The sequence below is a fragment of the Novosphingobium sp. KCTC 2891 genome (assembly GCF_025938155.1).
Classification (GTDB): domain Bacteria; phylum Pseudomonadota; class Alphaproteobacteria; order Sphingomonadales; family Sphingomonadaceae; genus Novosphingobium.
Window position 1 is genome coordinate 23075 of the sequence record NZ_JAPCZG010000005.1, and the last position, 21725, is coordinate 44799.

21 protein-coding genes and 1 tRNA gene are annotated in these 21725 nt (G+C 66.4%); 19 read left to right on the forward strand and 3 right to left on the reverse strand.

The window, feature by feature from the left end; all coding sequences use genetic code 11:
* Positions 1-4: 4 nt before the first annotated feature.
* From OLX02_RS11080 to OLX02_RS11090, 3 genes are all read left to right on the forward strand, one after another.
* On the forward strand, positions 5-466 hold the full coding sequence (locus OLX02_RS11080; protein WP_264422805.1) for an MOSC domain-containing protein: 462 nt from the start codon (positions 5-7) through the stop codon (positions 464-466).
* Positions 463-1656, forward strand: coding sequence for a phosphoglycerate kinase (locus tag OLX02_RS11085; RefSeq protein ID WP_264422806.1), 1194 nt, complete (start codon positions 463-465; stop codon positions 1654-1656). The genes OLX02_RS11080 and OLX02_RS11085 overlap by 4 nt, the downstream gene beginning before the upstream one ends.
* 141 nt (positions 1657-1797) lie before the next feature.
* The gene (locus tag OLX02_RS11090) at positions 1798-2706 is read left to right on the forward strand and encodes a fructose bisphosphate aldolase (protein WP_264422808.1); all 909 of its coding nucleotides are present in this window, start codon (positions 1798-1800) and stop codon (positions 2704-2706) included.
* Between the two features lie 91 nt (positions 2707-2797).
* Here OLX02_RS11090 and OLX02_RS11095 read toward each other — a convergent pair whose 3' ends face one another.
* Entirely contained in the window at positions 2798-3187 is a 390-nt protein-coding gene (locus tag OLX02_RS11095) for a hypothetical protein (protein ID WP_264422810.1), read from the reverse strand.
* Between the two features lie 82 nt (positions 3188-3269).
* On the opposite strand from OLX02_RS11095, the gene thiE reads away from it, so the two are divergent.
* The 4 genes from thiE to OLX02_RS11115 all read left to right on the forward strand — a co-directional run bounded on the left by thiE (position 3270) and on the right by OLX02_RS11115 (position 7821).
* Complete coding sequence (gene thiE / locus OLX02_RS11100) at positions 3270-3929, forward strand: thiamine phosphate synthase (RefSeq protein WP_264422812.1); 660 nt, start codon at positions 3270-3272, stop codon at positions 3927-3929.
* A 40-nt stretch (positions 3930-3969) separates the two neighbouring features.
* On the forward strand, positions 3970-5157 hold the full coding sequence (locus OLX02_RS11105; protein ID WP_264422814.1) for a L,D-transpeptidase family protein: 1188 nt from the start codon (positions 3970-3972) through the stop codon (positions 5155-5157).
* 105 nt (positions 5158-5262) lie between these two features.
* Positions 5263-5799, forward strand: a complete 537-nt coding sequence (locus OLX02_RS11110) for a M23 family metallopeptidase (RefSeq protein WP_413630229.1) — start codon at positions 5263-5265, stop codon at positions 5797-5799.
* Between the two features lie 66 nt (positions 5800-5865).
* Complete coding sequence (locus OLX02_RS11115) at positions 5866-7821, forward strand: OPT family oligopeptide transporter (RefSeq protein WP_264422818.1); 1956 nt, start codon at positions 5866-5868, stop codon at positions 7819-7821.
* 9 nt (positions 7822-7830) lie between these two features.
* Here the strand turns inward: OLX02_RS11115 and OLX02_RS11120 are convergent, their stop codons facing one another.
* Positions 7831-8265, reverse strand: a complete 435-nt coding sequence (locus OLX02_RS11120; RefSeq protein ID WP_264422820.1) for a hypothetical protein — start codon at positions 8263-8265, stop codon at positions 7831-7833.
* Between the two features lie 96 nt (positions 8266-8361).
* On the opposite strand from OLX02_RS11120, the gene efp reads away from it, so the two are divergent.
* From efp to OLX02_RS11135, 3 genes are all read left to right on the forward strand, one after another.
* Complete coding sequence (gene efp / locus OLX02_RS11125; RefSeq protein ID WP_264422823.1) at positions 8362-8925, forward strand: elongation factor P; 564 nt, start codon at positions 8362-8364, stop codon at positions 8923-8925.
* A gap of 6 nt (positions 8926-8931) precedes the next feature.
* Positions 8932-9771, forward strand: a complete 840-nt coding sequence (locus OLX02_RS11130) for an inositol monophosphatase family protein (RefSeq protein ID WP_264422825.1) — start codon at positions 8932-8934, stop codon at positions 9769-9771.
* A gap of 42 nt (positions 9772-9813) precedes the next feature.
* Positions 9814-9897: transfer RNA gene (locus OLX02_RS11135), tRNA-Leu, on the forward strand.
* A gap of 50 nt (positions 9898-9947) precedes the next feature.
* Here OLX02_RS11135 and OLX02_RS11140 read toward each other — a convergent pair.
* A complete protein-coding gene (locus tag OLX02_RS11140; protein WP_264422827.1) occupies positions 9948-10502 on the reverse strand; it encodes a hypothetical protein in 555 nt (184 codons plus the stop codon).
* 73 nt (positions 10503-10575) lie between these two features.
* Here OLX02_RS11140 and radA point away from each other — a divergent pair, with 73 nt between their 5' ends.
* The 9 genes from radA to OLX02_RS11185 all read left to right on the forward strand — a co-directional run bounded on the left by radA (position 10576) and on the right by OLX02_RS11185 (position 21722).
* The gene (gene radA / locus OLX02_RS11145) at positions 10576-11943 is read left to right on the forward strand and encodes a DNA repair protein RadA (protein WP_264422829.1); all 1368 of its coding nucleotides are present in this window, start codon (positions 10576-10578) and stop codon (positions 11941-11943) included.
* 10 nt (positions 11944-11953) lie between these two features.
* The gene (locus tag OLX02_RS11150; RefSeq protein WP_264422830.1) at positions 11954-12538 is read left to right on the forward strand and encodes a CvpA family protein; all 585 of its coding nucleotides are present in this window, start codon (positions 11954-11956) and stop codon (positions 12536-12538) included.
* A 9-nt stretch (positions 12539-12547) separates the two neighbouring features.
* A complete protein-coding gene (locus OLX02_RS11155; RefSeq protein WP_264422831.1) occupies positions 12548-12970 on the forward strand; it encodes an iron-sulfur cluster assembly scaffold protein in 423 nt (140 codons plus the stop codon).
* A gap of 89 nt (positions 12971-13059) precedes the next feature.
* On the forward strand, positions 13060-14676 hold the full coding sequence (locus OLX02_RS11160) for an MFS transporter (protein ID WP_264422833.1): 1617 nt from the start codon (positions 13060-13062) through the stop codon (positions 14674-14676).
* Complete coding sequence (gene alr, locus OLX02_RS11165; RefSeq protein WP_264422835.1) at positions 14657-15718, forward strand: alanine racemase; 1062 nt, start codon at positions 14657-14659, stop codon at positions 15716-15718. Before OLX02_RS11160 ends, alr begins: the two co-directional genes overlap by 20 nt.
* Positions 15719-15806: 88 nt before the next feature.
* Positions 15807-16361, forward strand: coding sequence for a polyhydroxyalkanoate synthesis repressor PhaR (phaR, locus tag OLX02_RS11170; protein ID WP_264422836.1), 555 nt, complete (start codon positions 15807-15809; stop codon positions 16359-16361).
* Positions 16362-16427: 66 nt separating this feature from the next.
* The gene (gene proS / locus OLX02_RS11175; RefSeq protein WP_264422838.1) at positions 16428-17978 is read left to right on the forward strand and encodes a proline--tRNA ligase; all 1551 of its coding nucleotides are present in this window, start codon (positions 16428-16430) and stop codon (positions 17976-17978) included.
* Between the two features lie 71 nt (positions 17979-18049).
* Positions 18050-19387, forward strand: a complete 1338-nt coding sequence (locus tag OLX02_RS11180; RefSeq protein WP_264422840.1) for a M28 family peptidase — start codon at positions 18050-18052, stop codon at positions 19385-19387.
* Positions 19388-19439: 52 nt separating this feature from the next.
* Positions 19440-21722, forward strand: a complete 2283-nt coding sequence (locus OLX02_RS11185; RefSeq protein WP_413630231.1) for a ribonuclease R family protein — start codon at positions 19440-19442, stop codon at positions 21720-21722.
* The last annotated feature ends 3 nt before the right edge of the window (positions 21723-21725 follow it).

The following is a 21725-nucleotide window of genomic DNA, read 5'->3' on the forward strand; positions in this document are numbered from 1 at the left end:
CCCGATGGATGCGGGACTTCTCAAGGGCATCGCGCGGCATGACCGGCCGCGCGGCCCCATCGAGACGGTGTCCCGTGTCCGCGTAACCGAAGGCGAGGGCGTCCACGGCGATCTGCGTGGCGCCCTCCGCCCCGGCAAGACCGGCAAGCGCCAGATCACGCTGATGGAGGCGGAATCGTGGACCGCGGCGATGGCCGAACTTGGCCTGGACCTGCCGTGGCGCGTGCGCCGTGCCAACCTGCTGGTCGAAGGATTGCGCCTGCCGCGCGAACCCGGTGCCATCATCCGCATCGGTGATACTTTACGCATTCGCGTCACCTGCGAATGCGACCCATGCAACCGCATGGACGAAATCGCCCCCGGCCTGAAGGTCGCGCTCCTGCCCGATTGGCGCGGCGGGGTGTGCGGCAAGGTCATCAGCGATGGCGATATCGCCATCGGCGACGAAGTGAGGATCGAGACATGAGCTTCAAGACGCTTGACGACATCGGCGATGTTTCCGGCAAGGCCGTGCTGGTGCGCGAAGACCTCAACGTGCCGATGGCCGATGGCAAGGTTACCGACGACACGCGCCTGCGCGCCGCCGTGCCCACGCTGACCGAACTCGCCGACAAGGGCGCCAAGGTGCTGGTGTTGGCACACTTCGGCCGCCCCAAGGGTGAGCGCAGCGAAGCCAACTCGCTCCGTCAGGTGGTCGATGCGCTGTCCGGCGTGGTCGGCCGTCCGGTCGCCTTCATCGATGACTGTGCGGGCGAAGCCGCAGAGGCCGCCGTGGCGGCGCTGCCGGCCGGCACGATCGCGATCCTTGAAAACACCCGCTTCCACAAGGGCGAGGAAAAGAACGATCCCGCGCTGGTTGCCGCCATGGCGAAGCTGGGCTCGGCTTTCGTCAACGACGCCTTCTCCGCCGCCCACCGCGCGCACGCCTCGACCGAGGGTCTGGCCAAGGCGCTTCCAGCCTATGCCGGCCGCGCCATGCAGGCCGAACTCGAAGCGCTGGAAAAGGCGCTGGGCAAGCCCGAGCATCCTGTGGCGGCCGTGGTTGGCGGGGCCAAGGTTTCCACCAAGCTCGACGTGCTGAAGCACCTGGTCGGCAAGGTCGATCACCTGATCATCGGCGGCGGCATGGCCAACACGTTCCTCGCCGCGCGCGGCGTCGCCGTGGGCAAGTCGCTGTGCGAGCATGACCTGACCGGCACCGCCGACGAGATCCTCGAAAACGCGGACAAGGCCGGCTGCACCGTCCACCTGCCGTACGACGTGGTGGTGTCGAAGGAATTCGCCGCCAACCCGGCCAGCCTGCGCACCTGCAACGTTCACGAAGTCGCTGCGGACGAGATGATACTCGACGTTGGCCCGGCTGCGGTTGAAGCGCTGGCCGACGTGCTGAAGACCTGCAAGACGCTGGTGTGGAACGGCCCGATGGGCGCGTTCGAGACCGAGCCGTTCGATGCCGCTACCGTGGCGCTGGCCCGGACCGCCGCGGCACTGACCAAGGAAGGCTCGCTGGTTTCGGTCGCGGGAGGCGGGGACACCGTCGCCGCGCTCAACCACGCGGGCGTCGCTGCCGATTTCTCCTACATTTCCACCGCCGGGGGCGCGTTCCTCGAATGGATGGAAGGCAAGGAACTGCCGGGCGTCGCGGCGCTCGGCTAAAAAAACCGCACTCCAGGACAGGCGCGATGTTGCACTGCAACCCGCGCCTGTTTATGGAGCGCTCGCGCATAGGTATGCACGGTTCGCCGTGCCCATCCCCAGGGTTCCGCCAGGCGGCCCTCAACAGCACAGGGACAGACGATGAACCACGCTGAAATGACCGAGAAGATGGCCGCGGGTAACGGCTTTATCGCAGCGCTTGACCAGAGCGGCGGTTCGACCCCCAAGGCGCTCAAGGGCTATGGCGTGGAAGAAAGCGCGTGGAACACCGAAGAGGAAATGTTCGGCCTGATCCACGACATGCGCAGCCGCATCATCAAGTCGCCCGCGTTCACCGGCGACAAGGTGATCGGCGCGATCCTGTTCGAGCGCACCATGGACGGCACCGTCGAAGGCAAGGGCGTTCCCGCCGCGCTGATCGAGAAGGGCGTCGTGCCGTTCATCAAGATCGACAAGGGGCTGGAGGACGAAGCCAACGGCGTGCAGCTGATGAAGCCGATGCCGACGCTCGACGCGCTCCTTGAACGTTCGAAGGCGCTGGGCGTCTATGGCACCAAGGAACGCTCGGTCATCAATTCGGCCAATGCCGAAGGCATCGCTGCGGTGGTGAAGCAGCAGTTCGAGATCGGCCGCCAGGTGCTGTCGCACGGCATGATGCCGATCATCGAGCCGGAAGTGAACATCAAGAGCGAAACCCGCGCCGAGTGCGACAAGATCCTGCTCGCGGAGATCCTCAAGAACCTCGACGAGCTGCCCGAGGGCGAGCGCGTCATGCTGAAGCTTTCGCTGCCGGTCGTGGCGGGAACGTTCGATCCGCTCGTTTCGCACCCCAAGGTTCTGCGCGTCGTCGCTCTGTCGGGCGGCTATGCCCGTCCGGAAGCGTGCGTCGAACTGGGCAAGAACAACGGCATCATCGCCAGCTTCAGCCGTGCGCTGCTGTCGGACCTGCGCTTCCAGATGTCCGACGCCGAGTTCGACGCTTCGCTCGGCGCTGCGATCGACGACATCTACAAGGGATCGACGGTCAAGACCGCAGCCGTCGCGGCCTGACCCATCCGGGCCTGAGGCCCGGAACGTATTGCGTGAGGATGATAAAAGGCGCGCCCCTTACCCCGGCAACCGGGGGAGGGGCGTTTTGCTGTCAGCGCGGATCGTAGCGGAAGTGGAAGCGGTAGTCGCCGCGGCGGATCGGAACGTCGGTGCGGGTCGGTGGCTCCACGCTATCGAGCACCAATGCGCCATCGCGGGTCAGCGACGGTTCGCCCAGTGTGACCGAGCGGCGCTGCGTGCTGCCGGCGTCGGTCACCGTCACCGCGAGCACCACGCGCCCGGCCCAGATGCAGCGCGCGTTCATTGGGCAGCGGCTGTCCTCCTGCACCTCGTCCGCCCGTACCACGAGCGGCCCGGCGCGGGTCGCCTCGCCAAGCCGCGCGAAACCGTCGCTGCGCACGGGGGACGGGATGGTGGCGCAGCCCCCAAGCGCCAGCAGCGCGAGGGCGGGCAGGGCGAGCGTGGTGGGGGCGATCCTCATGCTCGCCAGAATGCCGGCGGCGGCTGAACAGTTCCGGAACGACGATTGCGATCACGGCAAGGGGCGGGTAGGGGACAGGGTCATGTCCGAACCCACCTGCCAGCTTTACCTCATCTCCCCGCTCGACGTGGCGGGCTCGTTTCCCGATCGCTTGGCGCGCGCGCTCGATGCGTCCGATCCGGCGGCGCCCATTGCGGCGTTCCAGTTCCGGGTGAAGGGCGTGGACGAACACGCGGCAGCGCGCCTTGCCGAGCCGCTCCAGCGCATCTGCGCCGACCGCGACGTTGCGTTCATCGTCAACGATTCCATCGCGCTGGCAAAGCGTATGGGTGCCGATGGAGTGCATCTGGGGCAGGACGATGGCGTCGTGGCCGATGCCCGCCAGCGGCTTGGCCGCGATGCGCAGATCGGCGTGACTTGTCACGACAGCCGCCATCTGGCGATGGAAGCGGGCGAAGCCGGGGCCGACTATGTTGCTTTCGGCGCCTTCTTCCCAAGCGAAACGAAGGAAACCAAGCACCGTCCGGAACCGGAACTGCTGACCTGGTGGTCCACGCTGTTTGAAATTCCGTGCGTCGCCATCGGCGGCATCACCGCTGAAAACTGCGGTGTGCTGGTGAAGGCCGGCGCGGATTTCCTTGCCGTCAGCAATGCCGTCTGGCGCGGAGACGAAGCCGAGGCAGTGCGCGCTTTCACCCGTGCGATTGCGTCGGCCGCGCAGGACCGCGCCGGAACTTCGTGATCGCTCGGACGTTCCCCGGCAAACAAAACTGGGAGTCGTAATGCGCCGCTTGCTCTTGACCACCTGTCTCGCCGTTCTGGTCGCGGGATGCAATTCCAACGGATCGGGTCAGGCGGGCGGTGAACAAGCGACGTCGGCCGCCGCCGAGCCGAAGGTGGATCCCGATGCCTCGGCCGTGACGGCGGATTCCATGGCTTCGCATGATCCCGGCCCCGGCGAAGCGCCCGATTCCGCCACCGCCGACGACAAGCCGCGACCGATGATGAAAGTCCAGGTCGTGCTAGAGCGGCTCGGCTTCGCGCCGGGCATCGTCGACGGCAAGATGGGGCTTTCGACGCGAAACGCGCTCCTGGCCTTCCAGGAAGTCAACGCCGTGCCCGTGACGGGCGAACTGGACGAACAGACACTCACGGTGCTGTCACGCTGGTCGCAGATCGGCGCCACCCGCGTGGTCACGATCCCCGCAGACTTTGCCGCCGGCCCCTTCGCGCCTTTGCCGAAGGATCCGGTGGAGCAAGCCAAATTGCCTGCGCTGGGCTATGCCTCGCTTGATGAAAAACTGGCCGAGCGGTTCCACACCACCGTCGCCACGCTGAAGGAGCTCAACCCGCAGATTGCCGCTCCTCAAGGGGCCGCATCCCCGGTTGCGGGAGCCGCATCGACACCAGTGCCCACGCCGACCGGCCCGGTGTTCGCCGCGGGTCAGAAGATCCGCGTGCCCAATGTTGGCGCGGACGCCATTGACGGCACCGCGAACGCCGATCCCGCCTGGCTGCGCACGCTGGTGTCGCTGGGCGTCGGCAACGACCAGCCCACCGCCGACCGGATCGTGGTGAGCAAGGGCAAGGGCACGCTGCGCGCCTATGACACCGCTGGAAAGCTGATTGCCGTGTTCACGGTCACCACGGGATCGAGCCACGACCCTCTGCCGCTGGGCAAGTGGAAGATCAACGCGGTCGATCACAATCCCAAGTTCCACTACAATCCCGAGCTGTTCTGGGACGTTTCGGACGCGAAGCCCAAGGCGCTCCTTCCGCCCGGGCCGAACGGGCCGGTCGGCGTGGTCTGGATCGACTTGTCGAAGGAGCACTACGGCATTCACGGGACGCCCGAGCCGGAGACGATCGGCCGGACCCAGAGCCATGGTTGCGTGCGCCTGACCAACTGGGACGCGGCAAGGCTCGCGCAGATGGTGAGCAAGGAAACCAAGGTGGAATTCGTTTCCTGATGCGTCGGAGCCGCTGACATGGAGCGGTGGCAGGACAAGGCGCGACTGGTGATCGTGACGGCCACGGTCACCTCCGCCGCGTGGCTCGTGGCGGGGGCGCTCTGGATGAATGCGCGCGTGCCGCATCCCCAGGGGCCAGACGTCCGCCGTCTGGCAACTGTCCCGGCCCGAAATGCCGAGCCCCCAACCGGGCCGGCAGGCAACGGACTTCGCCTGATAATTCCGGTGCAGGGCGTTCTGCCTGAGCAACTGGTGGACACCTACACCCAGGCCCGCGCCGACGGCGCGCGGACGCATGATGCCATCGACATACTGGCGCCCACGGGCACGCCGGTGCTGGCTGCCGCCGACGGGCGTGTCGAGAAGCTGTTCCTGTCAAACGACGGGGGCAACACGATCTACGTGCGCAGTCCCGATGCGCGGACCATGTCCTACTACGCCCACCTGTCCGCCTACGCCCCCGGGCTTGCAGAAGGTCAGCTTGTGCGGCGCGGGCAAGTGATTGGCGCTGTTGGTGCCACAGGCAACGCCGATCCGGCCACGCCGCATCTGCACTTCGCGATCTTTCGCACGACGCCGGAAACGCCTTGGTATCAGGGTGACCCGGTCAATCCATATCCCTTGCTGCGCGGGGTTCCCTGACCCGGACGGCTGTGCCACACTTTTTGCACGTGCCGCTTTCCCCGGCCGTGCGCTGCGGAGACGACAATGGCCGGTGAAATGACGACCCGCGAGTTGACCCTGCGCGGCGTGTTGCTCGGCGCGGTGCTCACCGTGATATTCACGGCGGCCAACGTCTATCTCGGCCTGCGAATCGGCATCACGTTTGCCACGTCCATTCCGGCGGCAGTGATATCGATGGCGATCCTGCGGTTGCTGCCCGGCGCGACGATCCAGGAAAACAACATCGTCCAGACCATCGCGAGTTCGGCGGGAACTCTATCGGCCATTGTCTTCGTCCTGCCGGGTCTGGTCATGGTGGGCTGGTGGAGCGGATTTCCCTATTGGGAATCGGTCGCGGTCATCGCCATCGGCGGCGTGCTGGGCGTGATGTACTCAGTGCCGCTGCGCCGTGCTCTGGTGACCGGTTCGGACCTGCCCTATCCCGAAGGTGTTGCCGCGGCGGAAGTGCTCAAAGTGGGCGCGGGCGTGGGCGGCGCGGAGGAGAACCGCAAGGGGCTGGCCGCCGTCAGCCGGGGGGCGGCGCTGGCCGTCGCCTATCCGCTGCTCGCCAAGATGAAGCTCGTTGCCGAAGAGGCCGCGACCACCGTGCGCGTCGGCACCGGGGGCACGTCATTCGCCGGCGGGCTTTCGCTGGCGCTGGTGGCCGTGGGGCACCTGGTCGGTCTGGCCGTGGGTATCGCCATGCTGGTGGGCATCGTGATCAGCTTCGTGTTCCTGCTGCCGTCTTTCACCGCCGGGGGCGCGCCCGCCGGAACCGAGTTTGCCGATTTCGTTTCGACCGTGTTCCGGCAGAAGATCCGGTTCATCGGCGCAGGCACCATCGGCGTTGCGGCGATCTGGACCCTGCTTCGCGTGATCGGCCCGATCGTGCGCGGCATCGCGGGCGCGCTGGCCGCCAACCGTGCGCGCAAGGGGCAAGGGATCGAGGCGCTCGACATCACCGAGCGCGACCTGCCGATCGGACTGGTGGGTGGCACCATCGTGGCGCTGATGATCCCCATTGCCCTCCTGCTCGCCGATTTCGCTGCGGGCGGTCCGGTGGGCGGGAACCTTGGCATCGGGCTGATCGCAGCGGTGCTCTATGTCCTGGTCGCAGGAATCGTGATCGCTTCGGTCTGCGGTTACATGGCCGGGCTGATCGGAGCGTCCAACAGCCCGATTTCGGGTGTCGGCATTCTGGCCGCGCTCGGCATCTCGCTGCTGCTGCTGGCGCTCTTCGGGCACGGCGGCGGACCGGGCGACACCAAGGCGCTGGTCGCCTTCGCGCTGTTTGTCACGGCCATCGTGTTCGGCGTGGCGACGATCTCGAACGACAATCTCCAGGACCTGAAGACCGGCCAGCTGGTGGGCGCGACACCGTGGCGCCAACAGGTCGCGCTGATCCTTGGCGTGGTGTTCGGCGCCATCGTCATTCCGCCTATCCTCGACCTGCTCAACGCCACCTTCGGCTTCGAGGGCGCGCCGGGAGCGGGGCCGAACGCGCTTTCCGCGCCGCAGGCCGCGCTGATCTCTGCGATCGCGCAGGGCGTTCTGGGCGGCAATCTCGACTGGGGGCTGGTGGGCCTTGGCGCCGGCATCGGTGTGGTCGCGGTGGCCGTGGACGAAGTCCTGCGCCTGACGAAGCGTGGTTCGCTCCCGCCGCTTGCCGTCGGCATGGGTATGTACCTGCCGATGCAGGTGACCGCGCTCGTCGTGGTGGGCGCGGTGCTGGGCCATCTCTACAATCGCTGGGCCGCGCGGCAGTCGGACCCGGAATTTGCCGAGCGCATGGGCGTGCTGACCGCCACCGGCCTGATCGTTGGCGATGGGCTGTTCAACATTGCCTATGCCGCGATGGTTGCCGCCACCAACAATGCAGACGTGCTGGCCGTGATGGGCGAGAATGCGTGGAGCGTTCCGCTCGGGCTGGCGGTGTTCGCCGGGATCGTCGGCTTCGCCTATACGATGATGCGACGCGACGGCATGCGCCGGACGGCCTGAGGCGGCGCCTCAGCCCTGCGGCGTTGCCGCGGGGCCGGGTTGCGACGCAGGCTGGGGCGCTGGCTCGACATAGACCGATGGCGTACCGGATTTCACGCAGCGCAGGTCTTGCTGCTGTCCGTCCGCACCCAGGCGATGGACCATCGCGCTGCTGTCGAGCCGATAGCGATGGCCATTCTTCGGGCCAGAAGTCATCGTCAGCATATTGCCAAGCAACAGGTAGCTGCCCTGTTCGCCGCTGCGCAGGCGGTAGCTCGAATCCTGCACGATCCAGAAATCCTCGTCCGTCACCGGCGTCGCCGGCAAGGCCGCGTCGCCGGGCAGTTCGCACACCCAGCGGCCGACGGTCATCGTGCCGAGCTGGCCGCCCGGAACGGCCGCGGCGGGAGTTGCGGCAAGCGCCACGATCATGGCGAGCGAGGGTAGAAGCGGGCGCAGATTCATGACGATTGTCGCGCTAGCACGACGCGCGCGCTTGAAGCAATCGGCGCCAGCGGCTAAGGGCCGCGCTTCCCATTCTTTGGCAGGGCTCTTTCCATCATGAAGATCAGCGGCGTGGACATCCGTCCGGGCAACATCCTGGAATACGAAAAGGGCATCTGGAAAGTTGCCAAGACCCAGCATACCCAGCCCGGCAAGGGCGGTGCGTTCATGCAGGTCGAGATGAAGAATCTGATCGATGGTCGCAAGACCAACGTCCGCTTTCGCAGCCAGGACACGATCGAGCGCGTTCGCCTCGACACCAAGGATTTCCAGTTCCTTTACGCCGAGGGCGATGACCTGGTGTTCATGGACGTCGAAACCTACGAGCAGATCACGCTGCCGAAGGATCTTCTTGGCGACGCTGCCGCCTTCCTGCAGGACGGCATGACCGTGCTGCTCGAAATGTACGACGATCGCCCGATCTCGGTCCAGCTCCCCGAGCAGGTCGAGGCCACCATCGTGGAGGCCGACGCCGTGGTGAAGGGGCAGACCGCTTCTTCGAGCTACAAGCCCGCCATCCTCGACAATGGCGTGCGCGTGATGGTTCCGCCGCACATCGGCAGCGGCACGCGGATCGTCGTGGACGTCTACGAGCGTTCTTACGTCGGCAAGGTGGGCTGATCGACCATGGCTGCTATCTCGGGCCTGATGCGCGTCATGGAGAAGGCCGCCCGCAAGGCCGGCCAGCGCCTCCGCCGTGACTTTGGCGAAGTCGAACATCTCCAGGTCAGCCGCAAGGGCCCTGCCGACTTCGTGTCGAAGGCCGATCAGGCGTCGGAGCGCACGCTGTGGGACGAACTGCGCGTTGCGCGGCCGGACTGGGGCTTCGTGCTCGAAGAAGGCGGCGTGATCGAGGGCGATCCGACCAAGCCGCGCTTCATCATCGATCCGCTCGATGGGACGAGCAACTTCCTGCATGGCATTCCGCACTTCGCGATTTCGATCGCGGTGCAGGAGCCGGCGCTCGACGGCAAGGGACCGGATGGTTCGGGCTGGGGCGACGTCACGGCCGGAATTGTCTACCAGCCGGTCACGGACGAAAGCTTCTGGGCCGAGAAGAGCCGCGGCGCCTGGTTGCAGGACCGCCGTCTGCGCGTTTCGGCACGGCGCCATCTGGACGAATCGCTGATCGCCACGGGCATCCCGTTTTCGGGCCGGGGCGACATGGGCGAATGGACCCGCATCTACCACGAGCTGGCGCCGCGCGTGGCTGGTATCCGCCGCTTCGGCGCGGCCTCGCTCGATCTCGCATGGGTGGCGGCGGGCCGGTATGACGGCTTCTGGGAATCGTCGCTCGAATCGTACGACACCGCCGCCGGCTGCCTGCTGGTGCGCGAGGCCGGCGGCTTCGTTTCCGATTATCGCGGCCGTTCGCTGCCGATTTGCGCCGAGACGGTGCTGGCTGGCAACGATGCGCTGCACTCCAAGCTGCACAAGCTGGTTGCCGGCGCGCTCAAGGCCGGTTGAACCGGAACGGCAGGGCGGCTAAGTCCGCCCTGCCGGCCTAGTGCCCCTGTGGTGGAATGGTAGACGCGACCGACTCAAAATCGGTTGGAGAGATCCGTGCCAGTTCGAGTCTGGCCAGGGGCACCATCACTGAATTGTATCGGGCCGAGCGGTCTTGCGGCGAGACGCGGACGCGGTCAGTCGTCGCCTTCCGACCCCGACCGCAGCGCGGATGCCGAGCGCAGCGACTGAAGTTCGGCTGTCGTCGGGCGGTAAGGCCCCTGGGCCTCCCTCCGCCGTTTTTCCTCGTCCAGCTTCTTGAGGTAGGCCTGCCGCTGCGCCGGCGTCATCTGCGCCAGCATCCGGGGATCGACTTCGACTTGGATCGTGTTCGCCATGGGCGGGGGCAGAACCACGACGCTGCCGCCGTCACTGCCGCCGCTGTCCATCGGTGCGCCGAAATCGCCGCTTTCGCTGCCCCATCCGCCGCCGCGCGCATCGACGAGCACCGGCTTCGGCTTGGCCTTTTCTGTTTCCTGGCGCTTCAGTTCGGCCTGATGCTCTTGCTGCTGCACCTGTGCCGCAATCGATTCTTCCTGATCGCTGTCCGCGAAAATGGCGACGCTGATCGATATGACCAGCGTCAACGCCGCGAAGTGGCGATACATCTTCGGGTCGATGCCCAGGAGGGGTGCAGCGGCAGCCATGCTTGTCCCGCTATGACGGAGAGCGGTTAACGAGCCGTTTGCCAAGGAGAGCCAGTTTCCCCGATCTGGTGGCAATCGGTGGCTTGTGTTCGTGCTATGTTCGCGTTAGGCCGCGTCCATGGCCAAACCCAAACGTCGATATGTCTGTCAGGCCTGCGGCGGCGTCTCGCATCGCTGGCAGGGCCAGTGCCCCGATTGCTCGGAATGGAATACGCTTGCGGAAGATGCGCCGGAGACGGTGTTTTCCGCCCGGCATGATCTGTCGAGCGGCGGGCGGGCGGTGCAGTTCGTCTCGCTGGACCAGCCCGTTGCCCTGCCGAAGCGGCGCAAGACGGGCCTTGCGGAATTCGACCGCGCGCTGGGCGGCGGGCTCGTTCCCGGGTCCGCGATCCTGATGGGCGGCGATCCCGGCATCGGAAAATCCACGCTGCTGCTTCAGGCGGCGGCGAGTATCGCGCTTTCGGGCGGGCATTCGGTCTATATCAGCGGCGAGGAAGCGGCCGATCAGGTTCGTCTGCGCGCCGACCGGCTTGGGCTGGGCAAAGCGCCGATCCTGCTCGCCGCGGCGACTTCGGTTCGCGATATCCTCACCACGCTGGGCGGAATGCCCCCGCCGGCGCTGTTGGTGATCGATTCGATCCAGACGATGCATTCGGACCAGATCGAAGGCGCGCCGGGCACGGTCAGCCAGGTGCGAGGATGTGCGTTCGAGTTGATCCGTTATGCGAAGGAGAACGGCGTCGCGATGGTGCTTGTCGGCCACGTGACGAAGGACGGCTCGATTGCCGGGCCCCGCGTGCTGGAACACATGGTCGACGTGGTGATGAGCTTCGAGGGCGAACGCAGCCACCAGTACCGCATCCTGCGCGCGATCAAGAACCGGTTCGGCGCGGTGGACGAGATCGGCGTGTTCGCGATGGCCGGTGCCGGGCTTGAGGAAGTGGGTAACCCCTCGCTGCTGTTCCTGTCCGGCCGCGAGGAGCAGATCGCCGGCAGCGCCGTGTTCCCCGCGCTGGAGGGCACCCGCCCGGTGCTGGTGGAAATCCAGGCGCTGACGGTTCGCCTCGCCAGTGGCGCCACGCCCCGCCGTGCGGTGGTTGGGTGGGACAGCGGCAGGCTCGCGATGCTGCTCGCGGTGCTGGAAGCACGGTGTGGGCTCAGCTTTTCATCGGCCGAAGTGTACCTTAACGTGGCTGGCGGTTACCGCCTGACCGACCCGGCGGCCGATCTCGCGGTCGCCGCCGCGCTGGTCTCCGCATTGGCCGACAGGCCGCTGGCGGCAGATGTCGCGTGGTTCGGGGAAGTGTCCCTTGCCGGCGAGGTCCGACCCGTGGCGCACGCCTCGATCCGGTTGAAAGAGGCGGCGAAACTGGGCTTCACCCGGGCCTGGGGGCCGGACGGCGGAGTGGAGAAAGTGGCGGGCCTGAACTACGGCACGCTGCGTCTGCTGCCAAATCTCGTTGACCGCATTGTGGGCGGCTCGTAGTTTCGCGGCAATGACCGGCTTCGACTATGTGGTATTTCTGATCGTCGCGGTCGGCGCGATCGGTGGGTTCTTCCGCGGTTTCGTGGAGGAAGTCCTTTCGCTGGCCGCTTGGTGCGCCGCCTTGTTCGCGGTGCGCTATCTCCATGAACCGCTGACGCTGTGGCTGGCCCCGCACCTCTCGAACGAGACGGGGGCAGGGGTGCTGGCTTTCGCCCTGCTGCTCGTGGTGCCAACGCTGCTCACCCGGTTCATCGCCCGCCATGTGGGCCGGGCAAGCCGGGCCTCGATGCTGGGGCCGATCGACCGGCTGCTCGGCTTCGGCTTCGGCGCGGTGAAGGGCTTCATCATCGTCGTGCTCGGCTTCTCGGTCGTGGTGTTCGGCTATGACGTCGTCTGGGGCGTTTCGGGCCGGCCGGCGTGGATTTCGCAGGGGCGCACATATCCGTTCCTCAATGCCGCCAGTGAGGAATTGATGACGATGATCGCTGACCGGCGTGCAGAGGCGGCCAAGGCGGCCACCGATGAACAGGCTGGCGGCACAGATTCGGACGCGCCCCGGAAGAAAAAGAAGAGCGCCGGCGCTCCGACGGCCTGAAGCACAGTCATGGCCGCTCCCGCCCGCGCTCTCTACACGCCTGCCATGCTTTCCGCCGCAGCCGGCCTTGCAGCCTTTCCGTGGGACGAGGCGCTTCCGCTGCGCGGAGAGGCGCGGTCGCGTTCCTGCGGCAGCAGCATCGTGCTGGGGCTTTCCATCGATGACATGGGCCGCGTCGCCGGCATTGGCATCCGGCCGCATGCCTGCGCGGTAGGCCAGGCTGCTGCCCACGCCTTCGCCGGCGGCGCGACAGGACGCACCCGCGACAACATCGCCGCCACACGGCAAGCCCTGGCGCTCTGGCTCTCTGGCGAAGGGACGATGCCCGACTGGCCGGGGCTCGGCCTGCTCGAACCGGCGCTGGACTATCCGGGCCGCCACCCGGCCATCCTCCTTGCGTGGGATGCGGCGCTGTCGGCCCTGCCATCCTGATCGTTGAGCAATCCTGATCCTCTGGCGGGCTTTCGCGGCCGCGAAGGCTTCGCTAGAGCGTCCCGACAACGTGGGGAGTAGGGACGGGCATGAGCGAGACAACAGCTGAGCCAAGCGCCAGCGACATCCGGTTGGTGATCGCCGCGAGTTCGGCGGGGACCGTTTTCGAATGGTACGATTTCTTCATCTACGGCACGCTCGGCTCGATCCTGTCCAAGGCGTTCTTCCCCACCGGCAATGCCACGATGGAAATGCTGCTGTTCTGGCTGGTGTTTGCGGTGGGCTTCGGATTCCGGCCGCTCGGCGCGGTCCTGTTCGGCTTCCTGGGCGACAGGCTCGGTCGCAAGTATACGTTCCTCGTCACGGTGCTGCTCATGGGCATCGCCACCGCCGGCGTCGGCCTGATTCCGTCGGCGGCCACGATCGGCATGGCGGCGCCCGTGCTGGTGATCCTGCTGCGCATCATGCAAGGTCTCGCACTCGGCGGCGAATACGGCGGCGCGGCGGTCTATGTCGCGGAGCATTCCGCGCCCGGCCGGCGCGGCTATTTCACCAGCTACATCCAGGCCAGCGTGATGGGCGGCTTCGTCCTCAGCCTGCTCGTCGTGCTTTCCTGCAAGGGGCTGATGAGCGAGGAGACGTGGAAGGACTGGGGCTGGCGCGTACCCTTCATCGTCAGTCTGGCGCTGCTGGGCGTGTCGCTGTGGATGCGGCTGAAGCTGTCGGAAAGCCCTGTGTTCAAGGCTATGAAGGAACAGGGCGAACTGGCTGGCAATCCTTTCGTCGAAAGCCTGACCTATCCCGGCAACAAGCGCCGGCTGTTCATCGCGCTGTTCGGCGTTGCCGCCGGCCTGACCGTGATCTGGTACACGGCGATGTTCACTGGGCTTTCGTTCCTCAAGTCCGCCATGCGGGTAGAGGATACCACGGCCGAAATCCTCGTCGGCATTGCCTGCGTGATCGGGATGCCTTTCAATCTGCTGTTCGGCCACATCTCGGACAAGGTGGGCCGCAAGAAGCCGATCGTGCTGGGCTACATCGCCACGCTGGCCCTGCTGTTCCCGGCGTTCTGGCTGGTTGGCGGAGCGGCCAATCCGGCATTGGCCGACATGGCGCGCCGCGCGCCGGTCGTCGTCACTGGCCCGGACTGCGCCTACAGCGCCTTTGCCACCGAGCAGGCAACCAATTGCGGCAAGCTCCTGTCCGACCTGACCGGTTCTGGCGTGCCCTACCGGTTGCATCAGGGTGCGGACCTCTCGCTCAAGGCAGGCGATACGGCGCTGCCGCTCGACGCTTATCCGTGGGCGGACAAGAAGGCGCGGGCCACCCAGCTGCAATCGATGCTCACCACGGCGGGCTATGATTTCACCAAGGTCGTGCCTGATTTCGGCCGCGCTGCTGTCGTCGTGCTGGGGCTTGTCCTGCTGATGGCGCTTTCGGGGGCCACCTATGGTCCGGTGGCGGCGCTGCTGGCGGAAATGTTCCCGCCGCGGATCCGCTACAGTTCGATGTCGATCCCCTATCACATCGGCACCGGGTATTTCGGCGGGTTCCTGCCGTTCATTTCCAGCCTGATCGTGGCCAAGACCGGCGATCCTTACGCCGGGCTCTGGTACACGTGGATCGTCGTGCTCGTGGCCTTTGGGGTCGCGGCCTGGGGTTTGAAGGGCGGAATGCCAAAAGAATATGGAGACAACGCTGCCTGATTTCCTGCCCCCGTCGCCGCTCCGTCTGAAACTTGACCTGGAAGCCCTGGCCGCGAACTGGCGGGCGCTGGACCGGATGTCCGGCGCGGCGAGGGCGGGCGCGGCGGTCAAGGCCGACGCTTATGGCCTGGGCGCGGCGCTCGCGGTACCTGCGCTCGCTGCGGCCGGTTGCCGCGACTGGTTCGTGGCGCACTGGCAGGAAGTGCCCGAATTGCTGCGCCACGTTCCCGCAGCGCAGGTTTCGGTGCTGCACGGCCCGATGAACGCGGCGGAGGCGGCGTTCGGCGTGGAAACCGGAGTCCGCCCGGTGCTCAATTCGCTGGAGCAGGTGCGGCGCTGGCGCTCTGCGGGAGGCGGCGCGTGCGATGTGATGGTCGATACCGGCATGAGCCGACTCGGGTTGAGACTGGCCGATCTGGGCGATACGGCGCTGGCCGGGTTGGAGATCGACTGCGTGCTCAGCCATCTCGCCAGCGCGGACGAGGACGTGCCGCAGAACGAGGCGCAGCGCGCGCGCTTTGCTGAAGTGCGCGCCGCCTTGCCGGGGCGCCGCTATAGCCTTGCCAACAGCGCCGGGATCGCGCTTGGCGATGCATATCACGCGGATCTGACGCGGCCGGGCATTGCACTATATGGCGGAATTCCGCGCGCCGCGATGGAGCGGGATATTCGCCAGGTGGCCTATCCCGAAGCAGCGGTGATCCAGGTCAGGAACCTCCTCCCCGGTGACAAGGTCGGCTACAACGCCACATTCACGGCAGATCGCCCCATCCGCGCGGGAATTGTCGCGGTGGGTTATGCAGATGGTTACTTGCGCTGCTGGTCGGGCAAGGGATTGTTCCGATTTGGCGACGATGTCCTGCCGGTGCTCGGCCGCGTGTCGATGGACATGACGATTGTCGACCTTGATTCTGCGCCGCATTGCACGGAAGGCGATTGGCTCTCGATTGCCTATGACCCTGTTTCCGCAGCAAAAGTCAGCGGACTGTCACAATACGAGCTATTCACCCTGCTGGGCCGCCGCTTTTCGCGAGTTGGTTGATTTTTACCACGATCGTTAACGTTTATTGCGCTGCACATACCGCATCTGCTAAGTCATAGGTGAAATCCCAGCGGGGGGCGCGAATACCATGGCTAACCAAGCGAAAGACGGCGAAACTGTTATCATCAAGAAATACGCCAATCGCCGGCTGTATAATACGCGCACGTCGAGCTACATCACGCTCGATCACCTCGCGCAGATGGTGAAGGAAAACGTCGACTTCAAAGTGATCGACGCCAAGACAGGGTCGGACCTGACCCACACCATCCTGACGCAGATCATCATGGAGGAAGAAGCCAGCGGCGAGCAGATGCTGCCGACAAACTTCCTGCGCCAGCTGATCTCGATGTACGGCAATTCGATGCAGGCGCTGCTGCCGGGCTATCTCGAAGCGTCGATGGACCATTTCCGCGAGAACCAGACCAAGCTGCGCAAGGCGATCGAGGACAGCATCGGCGCCAACCCGCTCGCGCAGATCGCGCAGCGCAACATGGAAATGTTCAAGGCCGCCGCCGCCGCCTTCGTTCCCGGCGCCAACGCGCGCGAGGATGGACAGCCTGCTGCGGGTGAGGGCGATCAGCTCGCCGGCCTGCGTGAGCAGATGGCCGAGATGCAGCGCAAGCTCGACCAACTGGGCAAGTAAGCCGTTTCGGGCTTTCGAAGGGACTTGGGCATTGCCCGAATCCCTTCGGCCCCGTAACCGGCGGGCATGACCAAGCAGCCCACGATCAAGCACGCGCTCAACGTCACGCGCGATGAAGATTTCGCCCAGTGGTACCAGTCGGTAATCGCCGAGGCCGAGCTTGCCGAGGAATCCGGCGTGCGCGGCTGCATGGTGATCAAGCCCTGGGGATACGGCATCTGGGAACGCATCCAGAAGCTGATGGATGAGCGTATCAAGGAAGCTGGCGTCGAGAACTGCTACTTCCCGCTGTTTATCCCCCTGTCCTACTTCGCCAAGGAAGCCGACCACGTCGAAGGCTTCGCCAAGGAAATGGCGGTCGTTACCCACCACCGCCTGATCGCCGATCCCAAGGGCGGGTTGATGCCCGATCCCGAAGCGAAGCTCGAAGAGCCGCTGGTCGTGCGCCCCACCTCCGAAACCGTGATCGGCGCCGCGATGGCCCGCTGGATCCAGTCCTGGCGCGACCTGCCGTTGCTCACCAACCAGTGGGCCAATGTCGTGCGCTGGGAAATGCGCACGCGGATGTTCCTGCGCACCAGCGAATTCCTCTGGCAGGAAGGGCACACCGCCCACGCCGACGAGGCCGACGCCATGGCCGAGACGCTGCGCGCGCTCGAAATGTATCGCAGCTTTTCGGAAGACGTTCTGGCCATGCCGGTCATCACCGGGCCGAAGCCCGAGAACGAGCGTTTCCCCGGCGCCGTCGCGACATATTCGATCGAAGCGATGATGCAGGATGGCAAGGCGCTCCAGGCCGGCACCTCGCACTACCTCGGCACCGGCTTCGCGGAAGCCGCCGGCATCCGCTATCAGGACAAGGAAGGCCAGCAGACGCTGTGCCACACCACCAGCTGGGGCGTTTCCACGCGCATGATCGGCGGCGTCATCATGACGCATGGCGACGACGACGGCCTTCGCACGCCGCCGCAGGTCGCCCCGCAGCAGATCGTGATCTTGCCCATGCTGCGCGACAATGACGGCGATGAGGCGCTGCTGGCCTATTGTGAAGCGCTGCGCGCGGATCTGGCGAAGCAGTCGGCGTTCGGCGAGCGGGTCCGCGTCCTGCTCGACAAGCGCCCCGGCAAGGCCACGCAAAAGCGCTGGGCCTGGGTCAAGAAGGGCGTGCCCCTGATCCTGGAGATCGGCGGCCGCGATGCAGAAGGCGGGCAGGTCTCTGTCCTGCGCCGCGACAAGCTGTGGAACGATGCGGCCAAGGCCAATTTCGTCGCCATGAGCCAGGGCGAGTTCGTCGCCGCCGCTTCGGCGGAGCTCGAGGACATCGAGCGCGCGCTGTTCGAAGAAGCCCGCACCCGCCGCGATGCGCAGATCGTGCGCGACGTGACCGACCTTGATGGGCTGGCGGCCTATTTCGCCGAAGACCGCAAGTTCCCCGGTTGGGTTGAAATGCAGTGGTCGCGCCCGACGGGCGACGCGCTGGACAAGGTGGTCGAACAGCTCAAGGCGCTGAAGCTGACCATCCGCAACACGCCGACGGGCGCCGCGCCTGCGGACGGAACCTGCCCGTTCACGGGTGATCCGGCGGTGGAGCGCATTCTCGTCGCACGCTCCTACTAACTGACGCATAAGGGCAGGCGGTTTCTCCGGCAACCGCTTGCCCCTTTCGCCGGGGCGGCTAAGCTGCCCGGATGACACGGATAATCCTGACCCTTGCAGCACTCGGCGCTGCCGTCCCCGCGGTTGCGCAAACGCCGGTTCCCGCGCCCGAGGCCTCCGTCTCGCAAGTGCGGATGGAGACGGACATTGCCCGGCTCGTCGCATTCGGCACGCGGCACACGCTGTCCACCCAGACCGATCCGAAGCGCGGCATCGGCGCCGCGCGCAAGTGGGCGGAGGCCGAGTTTCGCAAGACGTCGAAGTCCTGCGGCGGGTGCCTCGAAATCGCGCTACCCGAAACGATGATCTCGGGCGAACGGGTGCCCACGCCGACGCGGCTTGTGAACGTGGTGGCGATCCAGCGCGGCACCGAACGTCCCAACGAAGTGGTGATCGTCCAGGGGCACATCGACAGCCGCGGCACCGACGTGATGAACGCAGCGATCGATGCGCCCGGTGCCAACGATGACGGATCGGGCACTTCGCTTGTCCTGGAAGCGGCGCGCGTGTTGTCGCAGCACAAGTATCCCGCAACCATCGTCTACGCCGTGCTCTCGGGCGAGGAGCAGGGGCTCTACGGTGGCAAGTTGCTGGCCGACTACGCCAAGGCGCAGGGCTGGACGGTGAAGGCAGTGTTCAACAACGACATCGTCGGCGGTTCGACCGGGTCTGACGGGCTGAAGGACGACGCCCATGTGCGCGTGCTGTCCGAAGGGCTGCGCGCGGACTCCACCGATGCCTTGCGCGCGCAGATGCGGCGTTTCGGCGGCGAGAACGACAGCCCGTCACGCAACATCTCACGCTGGATCGCGGGCCTGGCGGACAAGGATGCAGGAGGGCTGGCGGTGCGCCAGATCTGGCGGGCAGACCGCATGGGACGCGGCGGCGACCAGCTGCCGTTTTCGGACAAGGGCTACCCGGCGGTGCGGTTTTCCGTCGCCATCGAGGATTACGAGCACCAGCATCAGGATGTCCGCACCGAAGGCAGCGTGAAATTCGGCGACACCATCGACGCGATGGATTTCCCCTATCTCGCCAAGGTCACGCGGCTGAATGTGCGCGGGCTTGCCGCGCTGGCCTCCGCGCCGATGCCGCCGGAGGTCACCGCCAAGGCGGCCGTTTCGACATGGACCGATCTCGAGTGGGAGCCGGTGCCGGGCGCCACGGGCTACACGGTATGGCGTCGGCGCACGGACGCGCCGGGCTGGGACGAAAAGGTGATCGAAAACATCGCCGCCACGTCCACCCGGCTCGAACACGTCCGCGGCGACGACTGGTTCTTCGGCGTGAGCGCGCACGGCGCAAACGGAGTGGAAAGCCCGGTCTCCTCGGCGGTGCCGGGCGGGGCGTTCGGGCCGCTCGGCGGGTGATTTAGCGCGCTGGGCGGTTGCTATGGGGCCGGGGAACCGCCACATGGCAAGGATGGTCAAAACCAAACTCCCGCAGGGATTGCCGACGCGCCAGCAGGTGCTCGATTTCATCGCCAGCAGCGACGAGGCCGCAGGCAAGCGCGAGATCGCCAAGGCCTTCGGGCTGAAGGGCACCGAGAAGATCGCGCTCAAGTCCCTGCTCAAGGACATGGCCGAGGAAGGCCTGATCGACGGCAACCGGACCGCCTTTCATCGCATGGGCGGCGTGCCGCGCGTGACAGTGCTGCGCGTGGTCGAGATCGACGAGGGTGAGGCGCTCGCCATTCCCGATACCTGGCAGCCGGATGACGCCACCCCGCCGCCGCGCCTGCGCATCGTGGAGCCCAAGGGCCGCGCGCGCAGCCGCGAGGCGGCGCTGAAGGCGGGCGACCGCATACTGGCGCGCACCGAGGAAGCCGGCAAGGGCTGGCTCGCGTATCCGATGAAGAAGATCGCCGTGCGCGAGGAGCAACTGCTCGGCGTCATCGAGATCGACGGCGCGGGCAAGGGCTGGCTCGCGCCCGTGGACAAGCGCGTGCGCAATTCGGTGCCGGTGTCCGATCTGGGCGGCGCAGCGGAAGGCCAGCTTGTGCTGGCCGAGCCGGCGGGCCGCTCGCCCCGCGCCGGCATGAAGGTCACGGAAGTGCTGGGCGATCCGCTGGCGCCCCGCGCGTTCAGCCTGATTGCGATCCACAAGCACGGCATTCCCTTCGTTTTCCCGGAAAAGGCGCTGGAAGAAGCAAGGGCCGCAGCCGCGCTGCCGTTGTCCGAGGACATGCGCGAGGACTTGCGCCATCTGCCCATCGTCGCGATCGACCCGATTGACGCACGCGACCATGACGACGCCATCTGGGCGCAGCCGGACGGGCAAGGCGGCTTCAATGCGGTGGTCGCCATCGCGGACGTGAGCTTCTATGTCCGGCCGGGCGGAACGCTCGACCGCGAGGCGCGCAAGCGCGGCAACTCGGTCTATTTCCCCGACCGCGTCGTGCCGATGCTGCCGGAAGTTCTCAGTGCCGACGTCTGTTCGCTCAAGTCCGGTGCGGACCGCGCGGCGATGGCCTGCCATCTCACCATCGACGCCCACGGCCGGGTCACGGGCTGGCGCTTCACCCGCGCCATGGTGCGGATCGCCGAAGTGATCGCCTATGAAGAAGCGCAGCGCCGCATCGACGCGGGCGAGGCGGCGCCGCACCTGGCGCATCTGTGGGAGGCATGGCGCCTGCTGGAAAAGGCGCGCCATGCGCGCGATCCGCTGGAGCTGGAGCTGCCCGAGCGGCGCGTGGTGCTGGATGCAGCGGGCAAGATCGCGGAAGTCGCGGTGCGCGAGCGTCTCGATGCGCACCGCGTGGTCGAGGATTTCATGATCGCAGCGAATGTCGCGGCGGCGAAGGCGCTGGAGGCCAAGGTGGCCCCGGTGGTCTATCGCATCCACGAACCGCCGAGCCGCGAGAAGCTGATCGCGCTGAAGGACTATCTCGCCACGTTCGACCGCAAGCTGGCGCTGGGGCAGGTGATCACCCCGTCGCTGTTCAACCGCCTGCTCAAGGACGTGTCGGACGAGGCGGAAAAGGCGCTGATCATGGAAGCCGTGCTGCGCAGCCAGACGCAGGCCTACTACGGGCCGCAGAACGCCGGCCACTTCGGGCTTTCGCTGGGCAGCTACGCGCATTTCACCTCGCCGATCCGCCGCTATTCGGACTTGCTGGTGCACCGCGCGCTGGTCGATGCCTATGATCTGGAACAGCCCCGACCCAAGGGCGGCGAGGTGCCGCCGGCCACGGGCCTGTCGGACCGCGACCGGTCGGATCTTGGCCGGGTAAGCGAGGCGATCAGCGTCGCCGAGCGCCGCGCGATGGAGGCCGAGCGCGAAACGATCGACCGCTATGTCGCCGCATGGCTCTCGGCGCGGGTGGGCGAAGTGTTCGATACGCGCGTCACCGGGGTGCAGAAGTTCGGCCTGTTCGCCACCATCGTCGGCCTTGGCGGTGACGGGCTGGTTCCGATCTCGACGCTGGGGGCCGAGCGGTTCGGCTATGACGAAAAGGCCCACCGCCTGATCGGCGAGCAGAGCGGCGTGGAATTTGCCATGGGCATGATGCTCAAGCTGCGCTTGGCCGAAGCCAACCCGCTGACCGGTGCGCTCAAGTTCGAGCCGGTCGACGTGGCCGAAGGCGTGCGCCGGATCGAGCGGCGCGGCGGGCGGGCGGATAGCAAGCCCAAGCCGAAGGGCAAGTTCATCGCCGGACAGCGCGGGCGTCCGGGCAATATCCGGCACCAGGGAAAGAAGCGCTGAGCG